This is a genomic window from Devosia sp. YR412, assembly GCF_900110945.1.
Taxonomy (GTDB): Bacteria; Pseudomonadota; Alphaproteobacteria; order Rhizobiales; family Devosiaceae; genus Devosia.
The window spans coordinates 382,528-402,103 of sequence record NZ_FOFL01000003.1 but is presented as its reverse complement, the minus strand read 5'-3'; the positions used below and the strand labels follow the sequence as shown (position 1 = coordinate 402,103).

21 protein-coding genes are annotated in these 19,576 nt (G+C 61.8%); 7 read left to right on the top strand and 14 right to left on the bottom strand.

Annotation, left to right across the window (positions count from 1 at the left end):
- Positions 1-11 precede the first annotated feature (11 nt).
- Entirely contained in the window at positions 12-1,277 is a 1,266-nt protein-coding gene (locus BM045_RS13220) for an aspartate kinase (RefSeq protein WP_092183999.1), read from the bottom strand.
- Positions 1,278-1,454: 177 nt separating this feature from the next.
- Between BM045_RS13220 and ubiG the strand changes: the two genes are divergently transcribed.
- The 3 genes from ubiG (at position 1,455) to BM045_RS13205 (ending at position 3,711) form a co-directional block, all read left to right on the top strand.
- Positions 1,455-2,195: a bifunctional 2-polyprenyl-6-hydroxyphenol methylase/3-demethylubiquinol 3-O-methyltransferase UbiG gene (gene ubiG / locus BM045_RS13215; RefSeq protein WP_092183997.1), complete on the top strand. Its 741-nt coding sequence runs from the start codon at positions 1,455-1,457 to the stop codon at positions 2,193-2,195.
- Between the two features lie 59 nt (positions 2,196-2,254).
- Complete coding sequence (locus BM045_RS13210; RefSeq protein ID WP_092183995.1) at positions 2,255-2,692, top strand: hypothetical protein; 438 nt, start codon at positions 2,255-2,257, stop codon at positions 2,690-2,692.
- Positions 2,693-2,835: 143 nt separating this feature from the next.
- Positions 2,836-3,711 (top strand): hypothetical protein, encoded by an 876-nt coding sequence (locus tag BM045_RS13205; protein WP_139198787.1) that lies wholly within the window; start codon positions 2,836-2,838, stop codon positions 3,709-3,711.
- Positions 3,712-3,818: 107 nt separating this feature from the next.
- On the opposite strand, the gene BM045_RS13200 is transcribed toward BM045_RS13205, so the two are convergent.
- Positions 3,819-4,151 carry a hypothetical protein gene (locus BM045_RS13200; RefSeq protein WP_092183992.1) on the bottom strand — a complete coding sequence of 111 codons (333 nt, stop codon included), beginning with the start codon at positions 4,149-4,151 and terminating at the stop codon, positions 3,819-3,821.
- 167 nt (positions 4,152-4,318) lie between these two features.
- Here BM045_RS13200 and ilvD point away from each other — a divergent pair, with 167 nt between their 5' ends.
- Positions 4,319-6,172, top strand: a complete 1,854-nt coding sequence (gene ilvD / locus BM045_RS13195; protein ID WP_092183990.1) for a dihydroxy-acid dehydratase — start codon at positions 4,319-4,321, stop codon at positions 6,170-6,172.
- A 434-nt stretch (positions 6,173-6,606) separates the two neighbouring features.
- On the opposite strand, the gene BM045_RS13190 is transcribed toward ilvD, so the two are convergent.
- The 5 genes from BM045_RS13190 to BM045_RS13170 form a co-directional block, all read right to left on the bottom strand.
- On the bottom strand, positions 6,607-7,476 hold the full coding sequence (locus BM045_RS13190; protein ID WP_092183988.1) for an aldo/keto reductase: 870 nt from the start codon (positions 7,474-7,476) through the stop codon (positions 6,607-6,609).
- Positions 7,477-7,575: 99 nt separating this feature from the next.
- Positions 7,576-8,001, bottom strand: a complete 426-nt coding sequence (locus BM045_RS13185) for a DUF1178 family protein (protein WP_092184209.1) — start codon at positions 7,999-8,001, stop codon at positions 7,576-7,578.
- 56 nt (positions 8,002-8,057) lie between these two features.
- Complete coding sequence (locus tag BM045_RS13180; protein WP_092183986.1) at positions 8,058-8,888, bottom strand: carbon-nitrogen hydrolase family protein; 831 nt, start codon at positions 8,886-8,888, stop codon at positions 8,058-8,060.
- Positions 8,889-8,894: 6 nt separating this feature from the next.
- The gene (grxC, locus tag BM045_RS13175; protein ID WP_092183985.1) at positions 8,895-9,149 is read right to left on the bottom strand and encodes a glutaredoxin 3; all 255 of its coding nucleotides are present in this window, start codon (positions 9,147-9,149) and stop codon (positions 8,895-8,897) included.
- A 35-nt stretch (positions 9,150-9,184) separates the two neighbouring features.
- Positions 9,185-9,982: a ComF family protein gene (locus BM045_RS13170; protein ID WP_092183983.1), complete on the bottom strand. Its 798-nt coding sequence runs from the start codon at positions 9,980-9,982 to the stop codon at positions 9,185-9,187.
- Positions 9,983-10,023: 41 nt separating this feature from the next.
- On the opposite strand from BM045_RS13170, the gene BM045_RS13165 reads away from it, so the two are divergent.
- Entirely contained in the window at positions 10,024-10,860 is an 837-nt protein-coding gene (locus BM045_RS13165) for a class I SAM-dependent methyltransferase (RefSeq protein ID WP_092183981.1), read from the top strand.
- A gap of 110 nt (positions 10,861-10,970) precedes the next feature.
- On the opposite strand, the gene BM045_RS13160 is transcribed toward BM045_RS13165, so the two are convergent.
- Both BM045_RS13160 and fdxA read right to left on the bottom strand, forming a co-directional pair.
- Positions 10,971-11,537, bottom strand: coding sequence for a CarD family transcriptional regulator (locus BM045_RS13160; protein ID WP_092183979.1), 567 nt, complete (start codon positions 11,535-11,537; stop codon positions 10,971-10,973).
- A 572-nt stretch (positions 11,538-12,109) separates the two neighbouring features.
- Positions 12,110-12,448, bottom strand: a complete 339-nt coding sequence (fdxA, locus tag BM045_RS13155) for a ferredoxin FdxA (protein ID WP_092183977.1) — start codon at positions 12,446-12,448, stop codon at positions 12,110-12,112.
- Positions 12,449-12,628: 180 nt separating this feature from the next.
- Here fdxA and BM045_RS13150 point away from each other — a divergent pair, with 180 nt between their 5' ends.
- Positions 12,629-12,931, top strand: coding sequence for a PRC-barrel domain-containing protein (locus BM045_RS13150; RefSeq protein WP_092183975.1), 303 nt, complete (start codon positions 12,629-12,631; stop codon positions 12,929-12,931).
- 36 nt (positions 12,932-12,967) lie between these two features.
- Here BM045_RS13150 and BM045_RS13145 read toward each other — a convergent pair whose 3' ends face one another.
- The 5 genes from BM045_RS13145 to BM045_RS13125 form a co-directional block, all read right to left on the bottom strand.
- The gene (locus BM045_RS13145; RefSeq protein WP_092183973.1) at positions 12,968-13,474 is read right to left on the bottom strand and encodes a GNAT family N-acetyltransferase; all 507 of its coding nucleotides are present in this window, start codon (positions 13,472-13,474) and stop codon (positions 12,968-12,970) included.
- Entirely contained in the window at positions 13,471-13,881 is a 411-nt protein-coding gene (locus BM045_RS13140; protein ID WP_092183971.1) for an RNA-binding S4 domain-containing protein, read from the bottom strand. Before BM045_RS13140 ends, BM045_RS13145 begins: the two co-directional genes overlap by 4 nt.
- Positions 13,882-13,883: 2 nt before the next feature.
- The gene (locus BM045_RS13135; RefSeq protein ID WP_092183969.1) at positions 13,884-16,901 is read right to left on the bottom strand and encodes a helicase-related protein; all 3,018 of its coding nucleotides are present in this window, start codon (positions 16,899-16,901) and stop codon (positions 13,884-13,886) included.
- Between the two features lie 805 nt (positions 16,902-17,706).
- Positions 17,707-17,955 (bottom strand): hypothetical protein, encoded by a 249-nt coding sequence (locus BM045_RS13130; protein ID WP_092183967.1) that lies wholly within the window; start codon positions 17,953-17,955, stop codon positions 17,707-17,709.
- 231 nt (positions 17,956-18,186) lie between these two features.
- Positions 18,187-18,921, bottom strand: a complete 735-nt coding sequence (locus BM045_RS13125) for a DUF3108 domain-containing protein (protein WP_092183965.1) — start codon at positions 18,919-18,921, stop codon at positions 18,187-18,189.
- Positions 18,922-19,176: 255 nt separating this feature from the next.
- Between BM045_RS13125 and rpmB the strand changes: the two genes are divergently transcribed.
- A complete protein-coding gene (rpmB, locus tag BM045_RS13120) occupies positions 19,177-19,461 on the top strand; it encodes a 50S ribosomal protein L28 (protein ID WP_092183963.1) in 285 nt (94 codons plus the stop codon).
- Positions 19,462-19,576: the final 115 nt, after the last annotated feature.

Genomic DNA, 19,576 nt, shown 5'->3' with positions numbered 1-19,576 from the left:
CTCGACGGAGCTTATGCGTCCTTCTTGTCCAACCCGTAATAAGTATGCAGAGCGCGAACCGCAAGCTCAGCATATTGCTCATCGATCAGAACCGAGGTCTTGATTTCCGAAGTCGTGATCAGCTGTATATTGATGCCCTTGTCGGCCAGGGCCTTGAACATCGACGATGCAACGCCTGCGTGGCTACGCATGCCCACACCCACGACCGAAACCTTTGCCCCGCCCTTGGAGCCGGAAAGCCGGCCATACTCGATCTTGTCGCCAGCATTCTGCAGCGCCTTGATCGCCTTGTCATACTCGCTGTCGGGTACGGTAAAGGTGATGTCGGTGGTGGCGCCATCATCGGCGATATTCTGCACGATCATGTCGACTACAATGCCCTGGTCTGCAAGCGTACCAAAGACGCCGGCGGCAACGCCGGGATTATCCTTGACGTCGCGCAGGGTGATCTTGGCTTCCGCCTTGGCGAGCGTCACGCCCGAAACGATCTGCTTTTCCATGATCTCATCCTCATCGCAAACCAGTGTTCCGGGAACGCCCGGCAGCCCGTCCGGCCCGATCTGGGGCGCATCGGGATCATCAAATGTCGAGCGCACCAAGAGGCGCACCTTGTGCGCCATGGCCATTTCAACCGACCGGATCATCAGCACCTTGGCGCCGAGCGAAGCCATTTCCAGCATTTCCTCGAAGGAAATCTTGGTCAGGCGCTGCGCCTTGGGCACGATGCGCGGGTCGGTCGTGTAAACGCCGTCCACATCGGTATAGATATCGCAGCGATCGGCGCCAACCGCCGCCGCCACCGCAACGGCCGAGGTATCGGAACCACCGCGGCCCAGCGTCGTGACGCGGCCATGCGGGGAAATGCCCTGGAAACCGGTGATCACCGGCACCCAGCCGTCCTTCATGCGCTTGTCGAGTTCGGTCGGGTCGATCTCGACGATGCGGGCGGCGCCATGCGCGTCATCGGTGCGGATTGGCACTTGCCAGCCGGCGAACGACCGGGATTGAATGCCCATTTCGCTGAGTACGATGGCCATCAGCCCGGCCGTGACCTGCTCGCCCGAAGCGACCACGGCATCATATTCGCGCGCATCATGCAGCGGGCTGGCTTCATTGACCCAGCCGACCAGCTCATTGGTCTTGCCAGACATGGCGGAGACGACGACAGCGACCTCATGGCCGGCATCGACCTCGCGCTTCACGTGGCGCGCGGCCTGGCGGATACGTTCGACAGTGGCAACCGATGTGCCCCCGAACTTGACGACGATGCGGGCCAATTTATTCCCCGAACTCTTTCCGGATGTGCCGGTTTCCGGCCGAACCCGACGGTACGCTTGTTGATCTGGCGCGGACATACGACAAAGCCGTCACGCGATCAACAGCCAACCGCGATCCTGTGTCGCCTTGCCAGCGCCCCATGCGAGGGGTGATATGCGCCCAAACGGAGCTGCACCATGACCGCCACCACCATCAATGATGCCGAAGTCGCCAAATTTACCGCGATGGCCGAGGAGTGGTGGGACCCCAAGGGCAAGTTCAAGCCACTGCACAAGTTCAACCCGGTGCGGCTGAGCTATATCCGCGAACACCTGCTGAGCCATTTCGGCCGCGATGGCACGGCCATGCGGCCGTTCGAGGGGCTGACCATCCTCGATGTCGGCTGCGGCGGCGGGCTGCTATGCGAACCGCTGACCCGGCTGGGGGCCACGGTGACAGGGATCGACGCTGCCGAGCGCAATATTGCGATTGCCAAACTGCATGCAGAAAAGTCGGGGCTGGATATCGACTACCGGGCGACAACCAGCGAGGCGCTGGCGGCCGAGGGCAGGACCTTCGATCTGGTGCTCAACATGGAAGTGGTGGAACATGTCGACAATGTACCGCTCTATATGAAGAGCTGTGCCGACCTCGTGAAGCCGGGCGGGCTGACGCTGACGGCGACGCTGAACCGCACCTTGCGGGCCAAACTGTTCGCAGTGATCGGCGCAGAGCAGGTGTTGCGCTGGCTGCCCAAGGGCACGCATGACTGGAACAAATTTCTGACGCCCGACGAGATCAAGACGCTTCTCACCCGCAATGGGCTCAGGGTCACCGCCGAGACCGGCGTGGTGTTTCATCCGATCGGCGACGAATGGCGCCGCTCGCGCGACATGGCCATCAACTATATGATCATGGCCGAGCGCCCCACCGCCTGATTTTTTGGTACGGCCTCAAGGAGATGCGCTAGGGTGGGAATAACAATCCCGGAGCCGCCATGCGCCTGATGTCCGCCGCCGTCGTTGCCCTGTCCCTGCTTGCCACGCCCGTATTCGCCCAAAGCGAAGAGGACGTGCTGGCGCAGATCGAAAACCTGCATGGCGAATCCGACGCCTTCGGCGAGGCTTTTGCCGCGCTGCAGGATGCCTTCCTGTTCGACAACCCGACCAGCATTGCCGACCTGGCGTTCTATCCGCTCACCGTACGGGCCAATGGCGAGGTCTATGACATCCTCGAGGCGCAGGACTTGGTCGACAATTTCGACAGCCTGCTCACCCAGGAAACCATCGACGGTCTGTCGAGCCAGGATTTCGGTGACCTGATCGTCACCAGCGACGGCGTCGGCTTTGCCAATGGCGCGCTGTGGATGTCGCTGGTCTGCATCGACGACGGCTGTGCCGAGACCAGTTGGGGCATCATCAGCATCAACAACTGACCAATTATATGACTTAATTGGAATTTCTCGCGCCATACTGTACCATTCAGTACGGGATAGTGCGGAGGAATGCATTGCTTGACCAGCAATTGACGACGGCCGGCCAAGCGCCGCGGGAAGGCTCGGGAAGCGAACCCCGCGCCTTGAGCTTTCTTTCCGCAGCGCAAATTCGCGCCCATCCGCGCTGGGCCCTAGCGCGCGACTATTATATGCAGGTTCTGGTGCAGAGCCACAGCCCGGATCCGGCCATACGGCGGGTGATGCAGGATATCGCCGGGCTCGTGCTGTTCAACCTAATCATCGCCCTTTATGAGGCGCGCGGCGAGGCGCGGGAGAGCTGGCCCACGATCACGCGCATCCGCGAGGTTTTCGCGACATTCGGCTTGGCCAGCGCCCGCAGCCTGGATGAGATGCTGGCGCGCATGCGGCAGATCGGGCTGATCGAGCTGCAGACGGCGCCGGGCGACAAGCGAGTGCGCCTGATCAAGCCGACGGCACGGATGATCGCCGAGGATTATGCCTGGCACGACAACCATATGCGGGCGCTCGCGGTGCTGCAGCCGGACAGTCGCGACTATGACGCGGTGTTTTCCCATGACGCGCTGCACCGGCAGGTACACCGGGCGATCAGCAACGGTTTGCATGATACCGCCTTTGACATTCTCGATGTCGAGAACAATCCTCTGGTTGCCTTCATCATGCGGCAGGACGGCGCCAAGATCATCTTCAGCTATCTGCAGCAGGCCCTGGCCGGCGGCGACCCGTCCCGCGTTTCGCTGAACTATACGACTGCCTCGGAGCGCATTTTCACCTCGCGCACCCATATCCGCAACCTGCTGTCAGCGCTGGAAGATGCGGGCATGCTGCGCCGGCACGGCACTGGCGGCAATGACATCGAGCTGATGCCGGCGCTTTGGGAGCACGGCGACTATTTCATCGCCAGCATGATGTCGGGCAATGATCGTTGGTGGCAGATGACCCGGCAGCGGGTCGCCGCAATTGATCAATCGACGCAATAATTTCCAACCTTATGGCGTGCCGCTAAGGTTATGTGGCAGCGGGTTTTCAACCTGACCCACCATCTTGTCCGCGTGGTACCCCAAAAGGTGCCGCGCGGATTTTTCATTCAGGCGTCGCTTTCAGTTTCGATGCCCGCGGCCAGTTCATAGGCCTCGTCGTCCGTCAGTCCGTTCGCCAGCGTGCCCCAGGCTGGTTGCCATTCAACGCCATCCTGCAAGGCAATTACCACCGCGCCAAAGCCGTGCAAAGCGCGAGAAGCCTCCGCGGCGGCGAGAGCTTCAGGCACATCGGTGAACTCGGCTTCGTCGGCATCGACATCGCCCACCGCGTCCCACCAGACCGCCGCCTTGATGGCGCCTGCTGCGTCCTTTTCAATCCCCACCGTCACTGCATCCGGCGTGGCTTCGCCGATAGCAACCTGTCGATATGATCCGCTCATTTCCGTGCTCCCAGCTGAACTGCAGCGGCAACGCCCGGCGCGGCAATGCGATGCATCGCGCTTTACCGTACCCGCGGGTACGGTTTCGATTGATCCGTTTCTGGAATGGGTCTAAGAAAGGGCAACAAGGCCATCATAATGGCCCAGAGAATTTCGAGGATTTGCCCATGCCCGTCTATCGCTCCCGCACAACCACCCATGGCCGCAACATGGCCGGCGCGCGTGGCCTCTGGCGCGCCACCGGCATGAAGGACGGCGATTTCGGCAAGCCGATCATCGCCGTGGTCAACAGCTTCACCCAGTTCGTGCCCGGTCACGTCCACCTCAAGGATCTCGGCCAACTGGTGGCCCGCGAGATCGAGGCTGCCGGCGGCGTGGCCAAGGAATTCAACACCATCGCGGTCGATGACGGCATAGCCATGGGCCATGATGGCATGCTCTATTCGCTGCCCAGCCGCGACCTGATCGCCGACTCGGTGGAATATATGGTCAATGCGCATTGCGCCGACGCCATGGTCTGCATTTCCAATTGCGACAAGATCACCCCCGGCATGCTGAATGCTGCGATGCGCATCAATATCCCGGTGGTGTTTGTCTCCGGCGGTCCGATGGAAGCCGGCAAGGCGATGATCAAGGGCAAGCTGCAGGCGCTCGACTTGGTCGACGCCATGGTGATGGCGGCCGACGACCACTATAGCGACGAAGAAGTCCAGGCCGTGGAAGAAGCCGCCTGCCCCACCTGCGGCTCCTGCTCGGGCATGTTCACCGCCAATTCGATGAACTGCCTGACCGAAGCGCTGGGCCTGTCATTGCCGGGCAATGGTTCCACCCTGGCAACTCATTCCGATCGCAAGCGCCTGTTCCAGGAAGCCGGTCACCTGATCGTCGACCTGGCCAAGCGCTGGTATGAGCAGGACGACGCTTCGGTGCTGCCGCGCTCCATCGCCACCAAGGCCGCCTTCGAAAACGCCATGGCGCTGGATATTTCCATGGGCGGTTCCACCAATACCGTGCTGCATATCCTGGCCGCCGCCTTTGAAGGCGGCGTCGATTTCACCATGGACGATATCGACAAGCTGAGCCTTCGCGTGCCCGTGCTGACCAAGGTCGCGCCGGCCAAGAGCGACGTGCATATGGAAGACGTGCACCGCGCCGGGGGCATTTTCGCCATTCTCGGCCAGCTCGACCGCGCCGGCCTGATCAACCGCAAGGAACCGACGGTTCACGCGGCAACCATGGGCGATGCCATCGACAAGTGGGACATTTCCCGCACCAATTCGGAATCAGTGCGCAATTTCTATATGGCCGCCCCCGGCGGCGTGCGCACTACCCAGGCTTTCTCCCAGTCTAACCGCTGGACCGAGCTCGATCTGGACCGCCAGAATGGCGTCATCCGTTCGGCCGAAACGCCCTTTTCCAAGGACGGCGGCCTTGCCGTGCTCAAGGGCAATATCGCCATCGACGGCTGCATCGTGAAGACGGCCGGCGTTGATGAATCGATCCTCAAGTTCACCGGCCGAGCGCGTGTGTTCGAGAGCCAGGACGATACGGTGCGGGCGATCCTTTCCAATGAGATCGTCGCCGGCGACGTGCTGGTGATCCGCTACGAAGGCCCGCGCGGCGGGCCGGGCATGCAGGAAATGCTCTATCCGACCAGCTATCTGAAATCCAAGGGCCTGGGCAAGGCCTGCGCCCTGCTGACCGACGGCCGCTTCTCGGGCGGCACTTCGGGCCTCTCCATCGGACACGTTTCGCCCGAAGCGGCGGAAGGCGGCACGATCGGCCTGGTGCGTGAAGGCGATACGATCGAGATCGATATCCCCAACCGCAGTATCACGCTACTGGTGACCGATGACGAGCTGGTGCAGCGCCGCCACGATCAGGACGCCCTGGGCTGGAAGCCGGCCCATCCGCGAAAGCGCAATGTGACGACGTCACTCAAGGCCTATGCGGCCTTTGCGACCTCGGCAGCACGCGGCGCGGTGCGCGATACGCAGGCGATTGATAAGCTTTGGAATTGAGAGCTCAGGGCTCTCAGTCGTACACCCTCCCCCTTGAGGGGAGGGAAGCGAAATAGGACTTAGCCCTTCGCTAAGTCCGTCATCGAGCAGGAAGGGGGCTGGCTCCGCAAGTTTCGCACTTGTGGCCTACCCCCTCCCTTGATCCCTCCCCTCAAGGGGGGGTGTCGACTGAAATATCGTGGCTAGCAACGGAAGCGACCAAGTTCACGACAAACGCGTGACAATCGCTTTCGCTGGTGCTAAACGCCCCCTCAGCCACCTGACGGTCTGCCAAGATTGTCTTTTGGTCAGGTTCGATAGCGGGGATTCCACCCTCCCTATCGAACCGACCCTAATCCCCCCACATTACAGATGGTTCAAACCAACGCCCTGAAAAAGCGAAGGCCGGCAACACTTTGCGCTGCCGGCCTGATGATTGACGGAAAAGTGGACGATCAAGCGGTCTTGCCGATCCGGTCGAGGGTCTTGAACTCTTCGTCGCTGAGCTGAATGGAAGCAGCGGCGACGTTTTCTTCGAGGTGCTTGACCTTGCCGGTACCCGGAATCGGCAGCATGACCGGAGAGCGCTTCAGCATCCAGGCCAGCGCAAGCTGGCTGGCCGAAGCATTGTGCTTGTCCATGATCGCCTTGAACTCGGCACTGGTCGATTCAAGATTGCCGCCATCGATCGGGCGCCACGGGATGAAGCCAATGCCATTGGCCTCGCAATAGTCCAACACAGCCTCGGCCTTGCGGCTGACGAGGTTGTACATGTTCTGCACCGTGGTGACCTTGAAGTATTTGCTGGCTTCCTTGATCTCCTCGACGCTGACCTCGCTGAGGCCGGCATGGCGGATGATGCCATCCTTCTGCAGCTGGGCGATGGTCTCGAACTGCTCGCGCGCCGGTACTTTCCCGTCGATGCGGTGCAACTGCCAGAGGTCGATCCGCTCGACCTTGAGGCGGCGCAGGCTCTGGATGGCGCCTTGGCGCAGGAATTCCGGTCGGCCGAGCTGTGGCCAGATGTCGGGACCATGGCGGGTCAGCCCGCTCTTGGTGGCGACGATGGAGCCCTTGGCGTAGGGCGCGAGGACTTCGCCGATCAGCTCTTCGCTGACATAGGGGCCATAGCTTTCGGCCGTATCGATGAAGTTGACATTGAGCTCGGGTAGGCGGCGCAGGGTCGCCTTGGCTTCCTCAGGATCTTCGGGCGGACCCCAGATGCCCTTGCCGGTGATGCGCATGGCACCAAAACCGAGGCGGTTGACTGTCAGGTCGCCGCCAATGGCAAACGTGCCCGATTGGGCTGCGTCGAGTGTGGTCATGATCGTCTCTCCGTTTGACTGAGCAGGCTGCGAAAAAGTGGGGACCGGTTTTTCGCAATAAGCCTGCGGCTTGAGACACGCCGGGAATGGCGCTCGGAACTAGTTGTGCTCTTCCGGCAGATCCGGCAGCGCCATGAAGGCGATGCCTTCCTCGGCCAGGGCGACGGCTTCGTCGCGGGTGGCCTCGCCATAGATGCCGCGGGCTTCGACTTCCTCGAAGTGGATTTTGCGCGCCTCTTCGGCAAACCGGTCGCCGACATAATCGGCTTCGCTGGTGACCTTCTGGCGATAGGCGCGCAGCAATTCGCGGAATTTGACGGCGTCGGGATGACCGGAGCTCAGGGAAATCTTGCCGCTATCGGTCCGCGCCACGGCGGGGGCCATCGGCGCCTTGCCCACCTCGGCATCGCCACAGACGGCACAGGTCACAATGCCCCGCGCCTGCTGTTCATCGAATGCCGCAGCATTCCTGAACCAGGCGTCATAGGTGTGGCCTTTGGAGCAATGGAGGGAATATTGGATCACGGGCGGCAAAACTCATGCGCCGACAGGCGCTTCGGTCGAAGATATAGGTCGATCGCTTAAGGCTGCAACGCCACGGGCAGGGCAAAGTTTCGCGCATTGGCCAGCGCCGGGATGCGGGTGCGTGCGTCCACGACATGATCGGGAGCAATTTCTGCCAGCAGCACACCGGGCTCGTCATGGTCGAGCTCGGCCACGATCCGGCCCCAAGGGTCGATCACCAGCGAATGGCCATAGGTGGCGCGGCCATTGGGGTGGGTGCCACCCTGGGCCGCGGCAATCACATAGGAGCCGGTTTCGATGGCGCGAGCGCGCAGCAGCACATGCCAATGGGCTTGGCCGGTCGGCACCGTGAAGGCAGCCGGCACGGCGATCAGATTGGCGCCGGCATTGGCGAGGCTGTTGTAAAGCCTGGGGAAACGCATGTCGTAGCAGATCGACATGCCGAGGGTGAATTCACCGAGATCGGCGGTCACGGCCTGCTCGCCACCGGCATAAGTGGCGCTTTCGCGATAGGCGTTGAGGCCCTCGATGGTGGCGTCGAACAGGTGGATCTTGTCGTAAGTGGTGACGATCGCCCCATCCGGTCCGAACAGCACCGAGCGATTAGCGAAGCGCCCATCAGGCAACGGTATGGCGAGCGAGCCGATATGGATGAAAATGCCGTGCTGCCTGGCCAGTTCGCCAATGCGACGCAGCTGCGGATGATCCTCGAAGGGCGCGGCAACGCTTTTGAGCTGCTCGCGATTTTCCGGGAAGATCACCGTGACTTCGGGCGTCAGCACATAGCTGGCGCCGGCCGCGACGGCCTCGGCCAGCATGGGATCGAGCGCAGCGATATTGGCATCGGGATCGAGCCCCGACCGCATCTGGATGGCAGCGATTTTCATGGCCGACTAGTTCGCCAGCAGGCTGTCGAGCTCGCCCTGGCGGTCGAGCGCGGCCATGTCGTCATAGCCGCCGACATGGGTCTCGCCGATGAAGATCTGCGGCACGGTGCGGCGGCCATGGGCGCGCTCGGTCATCGCGGCACGCAGGTCGGGGTCGAGCACGGTGATCTCGGTATAGTCGGCACCCTTTTCATTGAGCAGCGCCTTGGCGGCGTGGCAATAGGGGCAGGTTGGCGTGGTGTAGATTTCGATCTTGGCCAAGACAATTCTCCTAACGAGACGAGGCGTTTGCATTCTTATATGGGCAGTTCCGTTCCAATGACAACGCGGGCAAAACTCATCACATCGACAGATTCGGCACCACCCTTGAGCAGCACGCGGGTCACCGCCTTGGTCGTGGCGCCGGTGGTATAGACATCGTCAACCAGCACCACCCGCCGGCCCTTGCTGCGCAGCAGCATGTCGGGGTGAACGGCAAAGGCGCCCGCGACGTTCCGCTGCCGTCCGTCGCCGGACAGGCCAACCTGCTGCCGCGTCTTGCGAATGCGGCGGACGAGGTCCGTATCGACGGCAAGGCCGGTGTATTTCCCTAGAGCCTGGGCCAGTTCAGCCGACTGGTTGTAACGTCGCTCGCGCTGGCGGGTGGGATGCAGCGGCACGGGGACCAGGATCGGGTTGCCGGGCCAGAGTTCGTGGCCGGCACCAGCCATCAGTCGGGCGCAGAAGCGGGCCAGTTCGGGCCGGTCGCCATATTTGAGGCGGGAGACCAGCGTCCGGGCGACTTCGTTATAGACCACTGCCGAGCGGGCGCGGCTAAAGGGCGGCGGATCGGCAATGGCCTCGGCCGAGAGCATGTCAGGCCCGAGCGAGACCTCGAAGGGCAGGCCGAGGACCGGGCACAGCGGCGCGGTGATCGGGCGCAAGCGGTGGAAGCAATTGGCACAAAGCACGTCTGGCGCGGCGGTCGGCGCATCGCAATTGAGGCAGACGGGTGGGTAGGCGATGTCGAGCAGCATGCTGCCAAGGCGGCGGGCGCCCGCGACAAGGCCGCTGGTCCAGCGCGGTGTTTTGACAAGCCCGTCAGCGCTCTGCATAAGGCCATAGTGCCACGTCCCCAACCGGCCGCAAGACCCCGATGACCCAGCCGCCCGCCATTTTCGATTCTGCCCTCGTCGCCCGCCATCTGGCGCGGCGGACGGAGAGCAGCGATTTCGTCACCGACCTAGTCCTGGCCGATCTGGAAGACCGCCTCGCTGCGCTGATCCGCGAATTTCCCAAAGCCGCGATCATCGGGCCGGATCTCGAAAAACTTCCGACGATCGGCAGGACGGCCAGCGCGACTTTTCCCTTCCAGCGCTATGCGGCTTTTGCCGGCGATAATGACATGCCGCCGCTGGAGGGGGACAACTATAACCTCGTGGTCTCGGTGCTGCACCTGCAGGCGATCAACGATGTGCCCGGCTATCTGGCGCGTTTGCGGGCAAAACTGGCGCCCGACGGGCTGTTGATGATCGCTGCTTTAGGCGGGGAAACGCTGACCGAATTGCGCGAGGCGTTTCTGGCGGCCGATGCGCAAGTGTTCGGCGGGGCTTCGGCGCGAGTAGCGCCAATGATCCAGGTTCGCGACGCCGGGGCATTGCTGCAAAGGGCCGGGCTGGCGCTGCCGGTGGCCGATGTCGAAACCCATGTCGTGCGCTATTCCAGCCCCTTTGCGCTGATGGCCGAGCTCAAGGCACTGGGGGCGAGTAACCCACTAGTGGATAGGGCAAAACGTTTTGCCACCCCTGCCCTGCTCAGCGCCGCCGCAGCCGCCTATGCCGAGCGCGATGGCGACTCCGATGGGCGCATCAGGGCGACGCTGGAAGTGATCTGGCTGTCCGGCTGGGTGCCACATGAAAGCCAGCAGCAACCACTCAAACCGGGTAGCGCCAAGACGCGGCTGGGCGATGCGCTGGGGGCCTTGAAGCCTTAGCATCCTACCGCAATGCGTTAACAGACTGTTAGCGTTGAGCGCGCCGATGTGTGAAACAAAAAGGGCCGGTGTTGCCACCAGCCCCTTCGTGTTCTCTCGGTGCTAATCGCTTACGCGGCAGCTTCCTCGTCGCCTTCCGGCTCGGCATCGGCCTTGGTGCGCTTGGGGGACTTGGCCAGGTTCTTTTCGATCAGCTGCACGGCTTCGGTCAGCGTCAGCTTGTTGACGGCACCGATTTCGCGGCTCATGCGGTCCATCGCCTGTTCGAACAGCTGGCGTTCCGAATAGGACTGCTCCGGCTGCTCTTCCGAGCGGTAGAGGTCGCGCACGACTTCCGAAATGGCGATCAGGTCGCCCGAATTGATCTTGGCTTCATATTCCTGGGCGCGGCGCGACCACATGGTGCGCTTGACGCGAGCGCGACCGGTGACGGTGGTCAGCGCCTGGGTCACCATGTCCTCTTCGGCCAGCTTGCGCATACCGACGGACTTGATCTTGGCGACGGGCACGCGAAGGGTCAGCTTGTCCTGTTCGAAACTGATGACGAACAGCTCAAGGGTCAGTCCGGCAACTTCCTGTTCCTCGATCGAGACGATCACGCCGACGCCATGCGCCGGATACACAACGTACTCGCCGGTCTTGAAACCGAGCCGTGTCTGTACCTTCTTGGCTACCATATTCTTGGAACTCCTTGTTGACGCCCCAAAATGGACAGTTCCCTGCGGGAAGGACCGTCCACCTCTACTCTTTACCTGACGTCCAAACGGAACGCCGCGCGCAGCAAAAAGCCCCATGGCCATCCGGGTCCGCTTTTCCCGGAGGTCAGTGCATCTAACGATGTTGTCAAAAAAATCGTGCCTGGAGGCACGGGCTGGGTGACGGGCTCAACTGCATTGTTGAGGACCATAGCACAAAATTTCAGCAAAATCAAAAACTACGAATCAAGGCCTGTTGGACGCATAGGCAATGGGGCGGGGGTGTGGCTGTAGGTGGTTATCACAGCTTGCGCACAGCCTTTCCACACCCGCCGAGGGTCACCGCTTTAGACGTGCACTGCTGGCTTCACGCCCCCGATGTCACCCCGGCCTTGAGCCGGGGCCCATCCTGAGATGGGGTTACGGCCGCTAGATCGATCGAACCACCTTGCGGCTGCGGCAAAATCTCGAGATGAATCCCGGCTTAATGCAAGGATGACACCGCAACTAGACGCGGTCGTCAGAGGCAAGATCGAAAGAGAAGGCACTGAGCCTTAGTCGCCTTCGCCAGCAGTCTCGGAAAAATACTTGGCCAGCTTACCGTCTTCGCCGTCCTTTTCCTTGGCTTCCGGCAGCGGATCGCGGCGTTCGGTCAGGTTGGGCCAGAGCGAGGCGAATTTGGTGTTCAGCGCCAGCCATTCGTCGAGCCCCGACTCGGTATCGGGCTTGATGGCTTCGGCTGGGCATTCCGGCTCGCAGACGCCGCAGTCGATACACTCGTCCGGATGAATCACCAGCATGTTCTCGCCCTCGTAGAAACAATCCACGGGGCAAACTTCGACACAGTCGGTGTATTTGCAGGCGATGCAATTATCGGTGACGATATAGGTCATATCGGGCGGCAGTCCGGCGGGTTCTCAACGGGTCCGGTGCTAAACCGTTTTTATCCGGGCTGCAAGGCTGCCACGGCGCACCTTTTGGCGCAGGCCGCGGCTGTCACGAAAGCTTTTGCCCCGATCCGGAACGCTATCGGCTCCCGCGGATTGTCCCAGTCCAACAAAAGGAGCCTCATCATGGACCATACCAACCATATTCGCCTGTCGGCCACGGAGCTGACCCCGTCGCTGCTCGAAGGGGCAACCATCTATGGCGCCGATGACCACAAGGTGGGCCATGTGTCCCATGTGCATGGTTCAGGCGCGGCCAGCGAGATCATCGTCGATGTCGGCGGCTTCCTCGGTCTCGGCGCCAAGCCAGTGGCCGTTCCGGTCGCAGACCTGCAGTTCATGCGCGACGAGGATGGCGACGTCCACGCCGTGACGAGCTGGACCAAGGACCAGCTGGAAAAGATGCCCGAGCATCATCACCATCACTAAGTCGACCACAGGCCCGGTGAAAACCGGGCCTTTTATTTAGGTTGGCCAGTGACGATAGACGAGATCTTCGGGGTCGTGCCGCTGGGCATCGGGATCGAGCACGGCACCGAGCCGCTCGGCCACGGCAACAGAGGCATGATTGGCCGAGTCGATATAGCTGACGAGGCTTTCCAGCTTCAATTCGGCAAAAGCCCAGTCGCGCAGGGCCATCGCGGCCTCGGCGGCATAGCCGTAGCCTTCAAAGCCCTCGAACAGCAGCCAGCCCAGTTCCTTTTCGGGAAACAGCGGCCCGTGATTGATACCGACCTGGCCGACACAGGTACCGCTGTCGCGAAGGTCCATCATCAAGGCACCATGGCCGAACATCTGCCACAGCGCGATATCCTGGCAATAGACTCGCCATGCTCCGATCGGCGTATAGGGTCCGCCCATGTAGCGGGCGCGATCGGACAGCAGGAGTTTTTCCATCAGTGGGAAATCGGCCAGCGTGGGCGGACGGAGGATGAGCCGTGCTGTAGTGAGGGTGGGAATAGTCATGGTCAGTCTTCGCCGTCATCCCCGCGCAAGCGATCGGTCTCCCGTCGTTCCTTTTTCGTCGGGCGGCCTGCCCCATCGCCGCGCTGGGCGATGGCGGCCTCATAAGGTGACTGTTCGGATTTGGGCAGGGCTGGCGGGGAGAGGTCTTCGTAGAGACCCTGGGCTTCGGGAGCCGGACCGCGGCGCACGCCGCAGTCGAGGATGCGCCAGACCAGGATGCGGTTGTGCAGGTCCATGGTCAGGACATCGCCCGCCCCGACCTTGTGGTCGGAGCGGATAGTGCGTTCGGAGTTGACGCGGACGGCGCCGGTTTCGATGTATTTCTGGGCCAGCGTGCGCGATTTCAGCGCGCGCGAAAAGAACAGGAACTTGTCGAGCCGCTCCTTGCGGACGGGTTCGACAGGTGCTGCCAATCTTATTGTCCCTTGGGCGCCTTGAGCGCCAGCAGCTTGGCGAAGGGGCTATCCGGATCGAAGGTCTTTTCCTTGCGCGGCTCGGCGGCAGGGCGTTCGAAACGGGCGCGTTCGCCCTTCTGGTCATCCGGGCGACGGTTTTCGGCGCGGGCCGGGCGGCCTTCCGGACGGGTCGGCTTGGGCTGCAGGTGACGAGCCTTGGTAAGGTCCTGCACTTCGCCTTCTGGACGACGCGGCGCCGACGGGCGCTGGTTGCGCTCGGGACGCTTGGCCTGGGTCTCGCCTTCCGGACGGCGACGGTTTTCACCGTGGCGCTTATTGTCCGGACGCTTGCCAGCCGGCGACCACACTTCGTCGAACTCGGGCTCTGCCGCAACGGCAGGCTCGGCTTCGGCACTTGGGGCCGCAGCTTCGACAATGGTGGTGGCCGGGATATCGGCTTCCACCGACGGGACGGCATCGGCGGTGACGGCCTCGACGGGCTGTTCTTCGACGGCATCGGTGCTCGCCGGATTTTCGGCCAGCACTTCTTCCAGCGCCGCAGCTTCGGCAGAGGCCTCGGCGGCAACTGCTGCCGCGACCTTTGGAGTGCGCTTGACCTTGTAGCCCAGCGAATTGAGGATCGAGGCGAAGTCTTCGCCCGAGCAGCCGAGCAGCGAGGTCATTTCCACGGTGACGCGGAAACCATTGCCTTCGGCGGCACCAGCCGGCAGCTCGCCGGCATAGGGACGACCGGCATCGAGCGCGATCAGCGGACGGATGATATCGGCAAGGCGCTCGAGGATATCGACGCGCACGGCACGCTTACCGGCCACCTTGAAGCCGGCGGTCTCATAGAGGCGGGTATCGACTTCGGGATCGACCACGAAAGAGGTGCGGCCCGAGAGAACGATATGCGGAATATCGGTGACGCCGGCCTGACGTACGCCGCCATTCTTCAATGCGAAGAGGATCAGTGCCAGCTCGCGCGGAGCGGGCTTGAGGCTCAGCGGCAGGTAGATGTGGTAGGCGCCGAACTTGATGCCCAGCTTGCGCAGCTTGCCGCGGACGTCCTGATCGAGATTCTTGACGTCATCGGCCACCTGGGCGCGCGGGATCAGGCCGATATGCTCATAGAGCTGGTAGGCAATACCGCGGGCAGTGCCTTCGAGATCGGCCGGCGCTTCCAGCGCCATGACGCCTTCGAGCACGGTGTTGATGTGATGGCGCAGCCAGAGCGACAGGCGATCCTGCACGCGTTCGAGATCGACACCGGTGAGTGATTCATCGGCCAGCATCAGGATGCGCGGACGATACAGCGCATCGCCCTCGATCAGCTCGGCGACAATATCGCCCTTCCAGCGCAGCTTGCCATCGGTGGCCAGCACGAACTCTTCGTTCGGGGCTCCGGCTAGCCGGTCAGCCCGGTTATGGATTTCTGGCGCCACCACCTGGTCGGCTGCCGTGCGCACCCCCTTGATGTCGGCGTCGCCATCATTGCGTGCCAGGGTAAAACGGAAGCCTTCAAGCGTGCCGATGAGATGGCCTTCCAGCCGTACTTCGCCGCGCTCATTGATCTCGGAAGATGCCATACGTTTGTCTTTCAGATGACGCAGCAAGACGCTGGTGCGCCGGTCGACGAAGCGCTGGGTCAATCGCTCATGAAGAGCGTCGCTCAGCCTGTCCTCAATGTCTCGGGTCTTTTCGCGCCAATGTGAAGGGTCTGCAAGCCAGTTTTTGCGATTGGCGACGAAGGTCCATGTCCGGATCTGCTTGATCCGGTTGCTCAGCGTGTCAATATCGCCGCTGGTATTGTCGCAAAAGCGGACCTGCTCGGCAATCCAGTCGGCGTTGACATGGCGCTTCTTGACCAGGTCGGTATAGACCTTGGTGACGATTTCGCCATGCGCAGCCGGCGAAATTCCCTGATAATCCGGGATCTGGCAGCATTCCCAGAGCAGGCGCGCCCCATCGAGACCGCGCGCCAGCGCACCAGCCTCATTGCGCGACACGAACTCGAGGGCCTGCTGGTCCTTGGCGATCGGCACCCTGGTGAGGCTCCGGTGTTCGGGCGAAGCATCGAGACTATGTTGCAGGGCAGCGATGGATGAGAAATCCAGCTGATTGTTGCGCCATTGCAGCACTTTTACCGGCGCGAAGTCGTGCGTTTCGAGCGCCACGACCAATTCTTCGTCAAAGGCGTCGGTGCCGCCGGTGACGCCAAAGGTGCCGTTGCGGGCATGACGACCGGCGCGGCCCGCGATCTGGCCGATCTCGGCGGGCGTCAATTCGCGGCTGGTGCGGCCATCGAACTTATGGTCGTCGGCAAAGGCGACATGGTGGATATCGAGGTTGAGACCCATGCCGATGGCATCGGTGGCGACGAGAAAATCCACATCGCCATTCTGATAGAGCTCCACCTGCGCATTGCGGGTGCGGGGCGATAGCGCGCCCATCACCACGGCGGCGCCACCGCGCTCGCGGCGGATCAGTTCGGCAATGGCATAGACCTGCCGGGCTGAGAAGGCGACGATGGCCGAGCGGGTCGGCTGGCGCGAGATTTTCTTGGAGCCGGCATAGGTCAGCTGGGAAAAGCGCGGCCGGTCGATGATTTCGGCATGCGGCAGGAGTTTGCGGATAATCGGCGCCATGGTGGCGGCGCCCAGCAACAGGGTTTCCATGCTGCCGCGGGCATTCAGGATGCGGTCGGTAAAGACATGGCCGCGGTCGAAATCGATGGCGGTCTGGATTTCGTCGATCGCCACGCAATCGACGCGGATATCCATCGGCATGGCTTCGACGGTACAGACCCAGAAGCGCGGCTTGGGCGGCACGATGCGCTCTTCGCCGGTGACCAGCGCCACGGCGCCCTCGCCCACCCGCTCGACGCAGCGCTGATAGACTTCGCGCGCCAGCAAACGCAGCGGCAGGCCGATCATCCCGGTGGGATGGGCCAGCATGCGCTCGATCGCATAATAGGTCTTGCCGGTATTGGTGGGGCCGAGGATGGCCTTGACCGACTGGGGCGGGGCGAAAGTCATTGCCGGCAATGTAGGTTGTGTCTTCACCGGTTGCGAGAGGTCCTGGAGCTTGTCCCAAGAAAGGACAGAACAGGTGACGCTTTTATCACCATGGTTAACATCAGGAACAGGATAGGAACGAAACGGCACCGAATCGGCGCGACCCAATGAATCCCGCTTTGTTCGCGGCTATGGATGGTAGTCTAGCTTAAGTATAAGCACTAGGACGGCGGGAAATAGGGCGAAGCGCCGGGGCACGGGTTGAAATCGGTTCAACTGTATTGCTGAAGGATGAATTTGGCCGGGAATCGGGCGTTTGTGAACAGCGGGTAAACTGCTGTTTGGCAAAGATTTCTGGTGGATTTATCACAGGAGGGGCCGCTTTGCTGGGGTGGGTGGATTCAGATTGAGGATTGCGGGCATTGACCGTGCCAGGATGGGACGGCCTTCCTCCATCGAGAACTATCCCACCCACGGTGTCATCCCGGCCTTGAGCCGGGATCCATCTCGATATTTAGCAACGGCCGCAAGGTGGTAGTTTGGACCGCGATCTGGCGGCGTTGGGTATGATCTCAGGATGGGCCCCGGCTCAAGTCCGGGGTGACACCGTGGGTGTGGGACGTCAGGAGCACATCAGTTTTTTGCCTTTCCCGATCCGGGACAGATTTCCCGCTGTTCCATTCGCGCAATTAACCATCAGGTCAAACCCGGAACGAACAGGGGTAGAATCGGGCGAAGGGCGCAAATGCGGCTTTGTTCACGGCTAGGGGCGGTGGGTTGGCGGTCTGCGGGATACTAGCCGGGTGATTGCGGGCCGGTGCGCGGCTCAAAACAGGCCAAACCGCTTCATTTTGATGACCAGAGGATTAATTTCGGCGCTTTTCGGTCGAATCTGACCGGACCATTGCGCGAACATTTTTGGGCAGCTCGGCGGCGTTAACACCTGACCGCCCGCTATCTGGATGTGTGCCATGACAAAATTGTCAAAAAAGCCTTTGACGGTATCAGGATGGGACACTTCGACCCGGCCGAAGGCAAATTCGCTCCAGTGGAGCGAATTTAGGGGAGAAGCCATGAGGCCTATGGCCGAATGGCACGCCGGTGCCCACTGCTCAGGGCCCCAGTGAAGGTAGAAAGCAAGAATACTCCATCTAGCCATTCCGTTCGGGCACAGCCCTCACGGCCTTCTCCCCTAAAATCACGCCGCTGGCGTTATTTTGCCTCCGGCCGGATCGAAGCCCCTGAAAAGGGGGAGGAATCCGGCTGGTGAATGGGAAGGTTGGGTAGGGCGCTCTTAAGAAGCCCCTCAGTTCCGCAGGCTGGTCAGCACCATCGACAGATCGCCCATATTGGTGCCGAGCAGCACGCGGTAGGGGATGTAGAAGCCGGTTTCGGCGAGCGGCGCGTACCAGATGATGATGCGGTCGCTGTCGGCCATGTAATTGGTGATGTCGGAGCTGGTGAAATGGCCCGAGACCGGATTGTAGTTCACCGTGCAGAGCACGACCGGGCCCTGGTAGCCGGTGCGGGGCGAGGTGGCCTCGTCATCGCCGGCATAGGCCATTTCGATATTGAAGCGCTCGACGCCGGTGAAGACATGGGTTTCGCGCTGGCAGAGGCTCTTGTCGAGGCCGTCGCCCTTGAGCACGAAGGCCGAGAGGAAATCGCTGACGCCGGTCAGATGGCTGCGCTCGAGCGGAATGCGGTCGTAATTGTCGATGATCGGCGGATCGACCTTGAAGGCCGAGACATTGCCACCGGCAAAGGAGACGTCGATGGTGAAGGTCTCGCCATTGGCCTTGGTCTGGAGGTCGAATTCCTCGGCCTGCAGTACGCTGCCGGAACGCCCGGTTGAACTGGCCGTGGCCGTACCGCTCGACACCACGGCGCCGAGGCCGGCGACATTGGCGGAGAGATCGAGACTATAGCGGCTGCCGTCGTCCTTGAGGTCCACCGCCATGGTGGCGATATTGATGCCGCCCAGCGTCAGCACGTAATTGGCCGTGGCATCGACCTCGGCGGCCTGGAGGGGCAGGCTCATTAGGGCGGCCAGCGGAACGAGGGATGCAAGACGGAGCGGGATCAAGGGCCAGATATCTCGTGTGCGCGAATCAGCATGTCGGTCAAAACTGCCTGCCACTTGTGGTTCCCGCAAGGCGCTCGCGGGGCTTTGAGGGCGCTTTGCCTTGACGCCGCCCCCCGTTTTCTCTAAGGAACCGCCAGATTTCACAACAATCGAGGCCCGTCGCGGACTTCTCCGCCACGCAGGACCTTTACACAAATAGGATATCTTCAAATGGCACGTCGCTGTGAACTGACTGGCAAGGGTGTGATGGTTGGCAACAACGTCTCCCACGCCCTCAACCGTACCCGCCGCCGCTTTCTCCCGAACTTGGTGAATGTCACCCTGATCTCGGACGCGCTGAACCGCGGCATCAAGTTCCGCATTTCGGCTGCTGCGCTGCGCACCGTTGAACACCGCGGTGGCCTCGACGCCTTCCTGCTCAAGCAGAGCGACGACACGCTGTCGACGCTGGCCCAGGGCATCAAGAAGGAAATTCGTGCCGCCCTCGCTGCCTAAGCGATCGGCCGACAGAATTTTAAGCCGCGTGGAGGCAACTCCGCGCGGTTTTGTTTTTTTGACGGGCATGCCTGCCCGTCCTAGATTGCCTCCGCTCCGGTCTGATGCTGGCTCG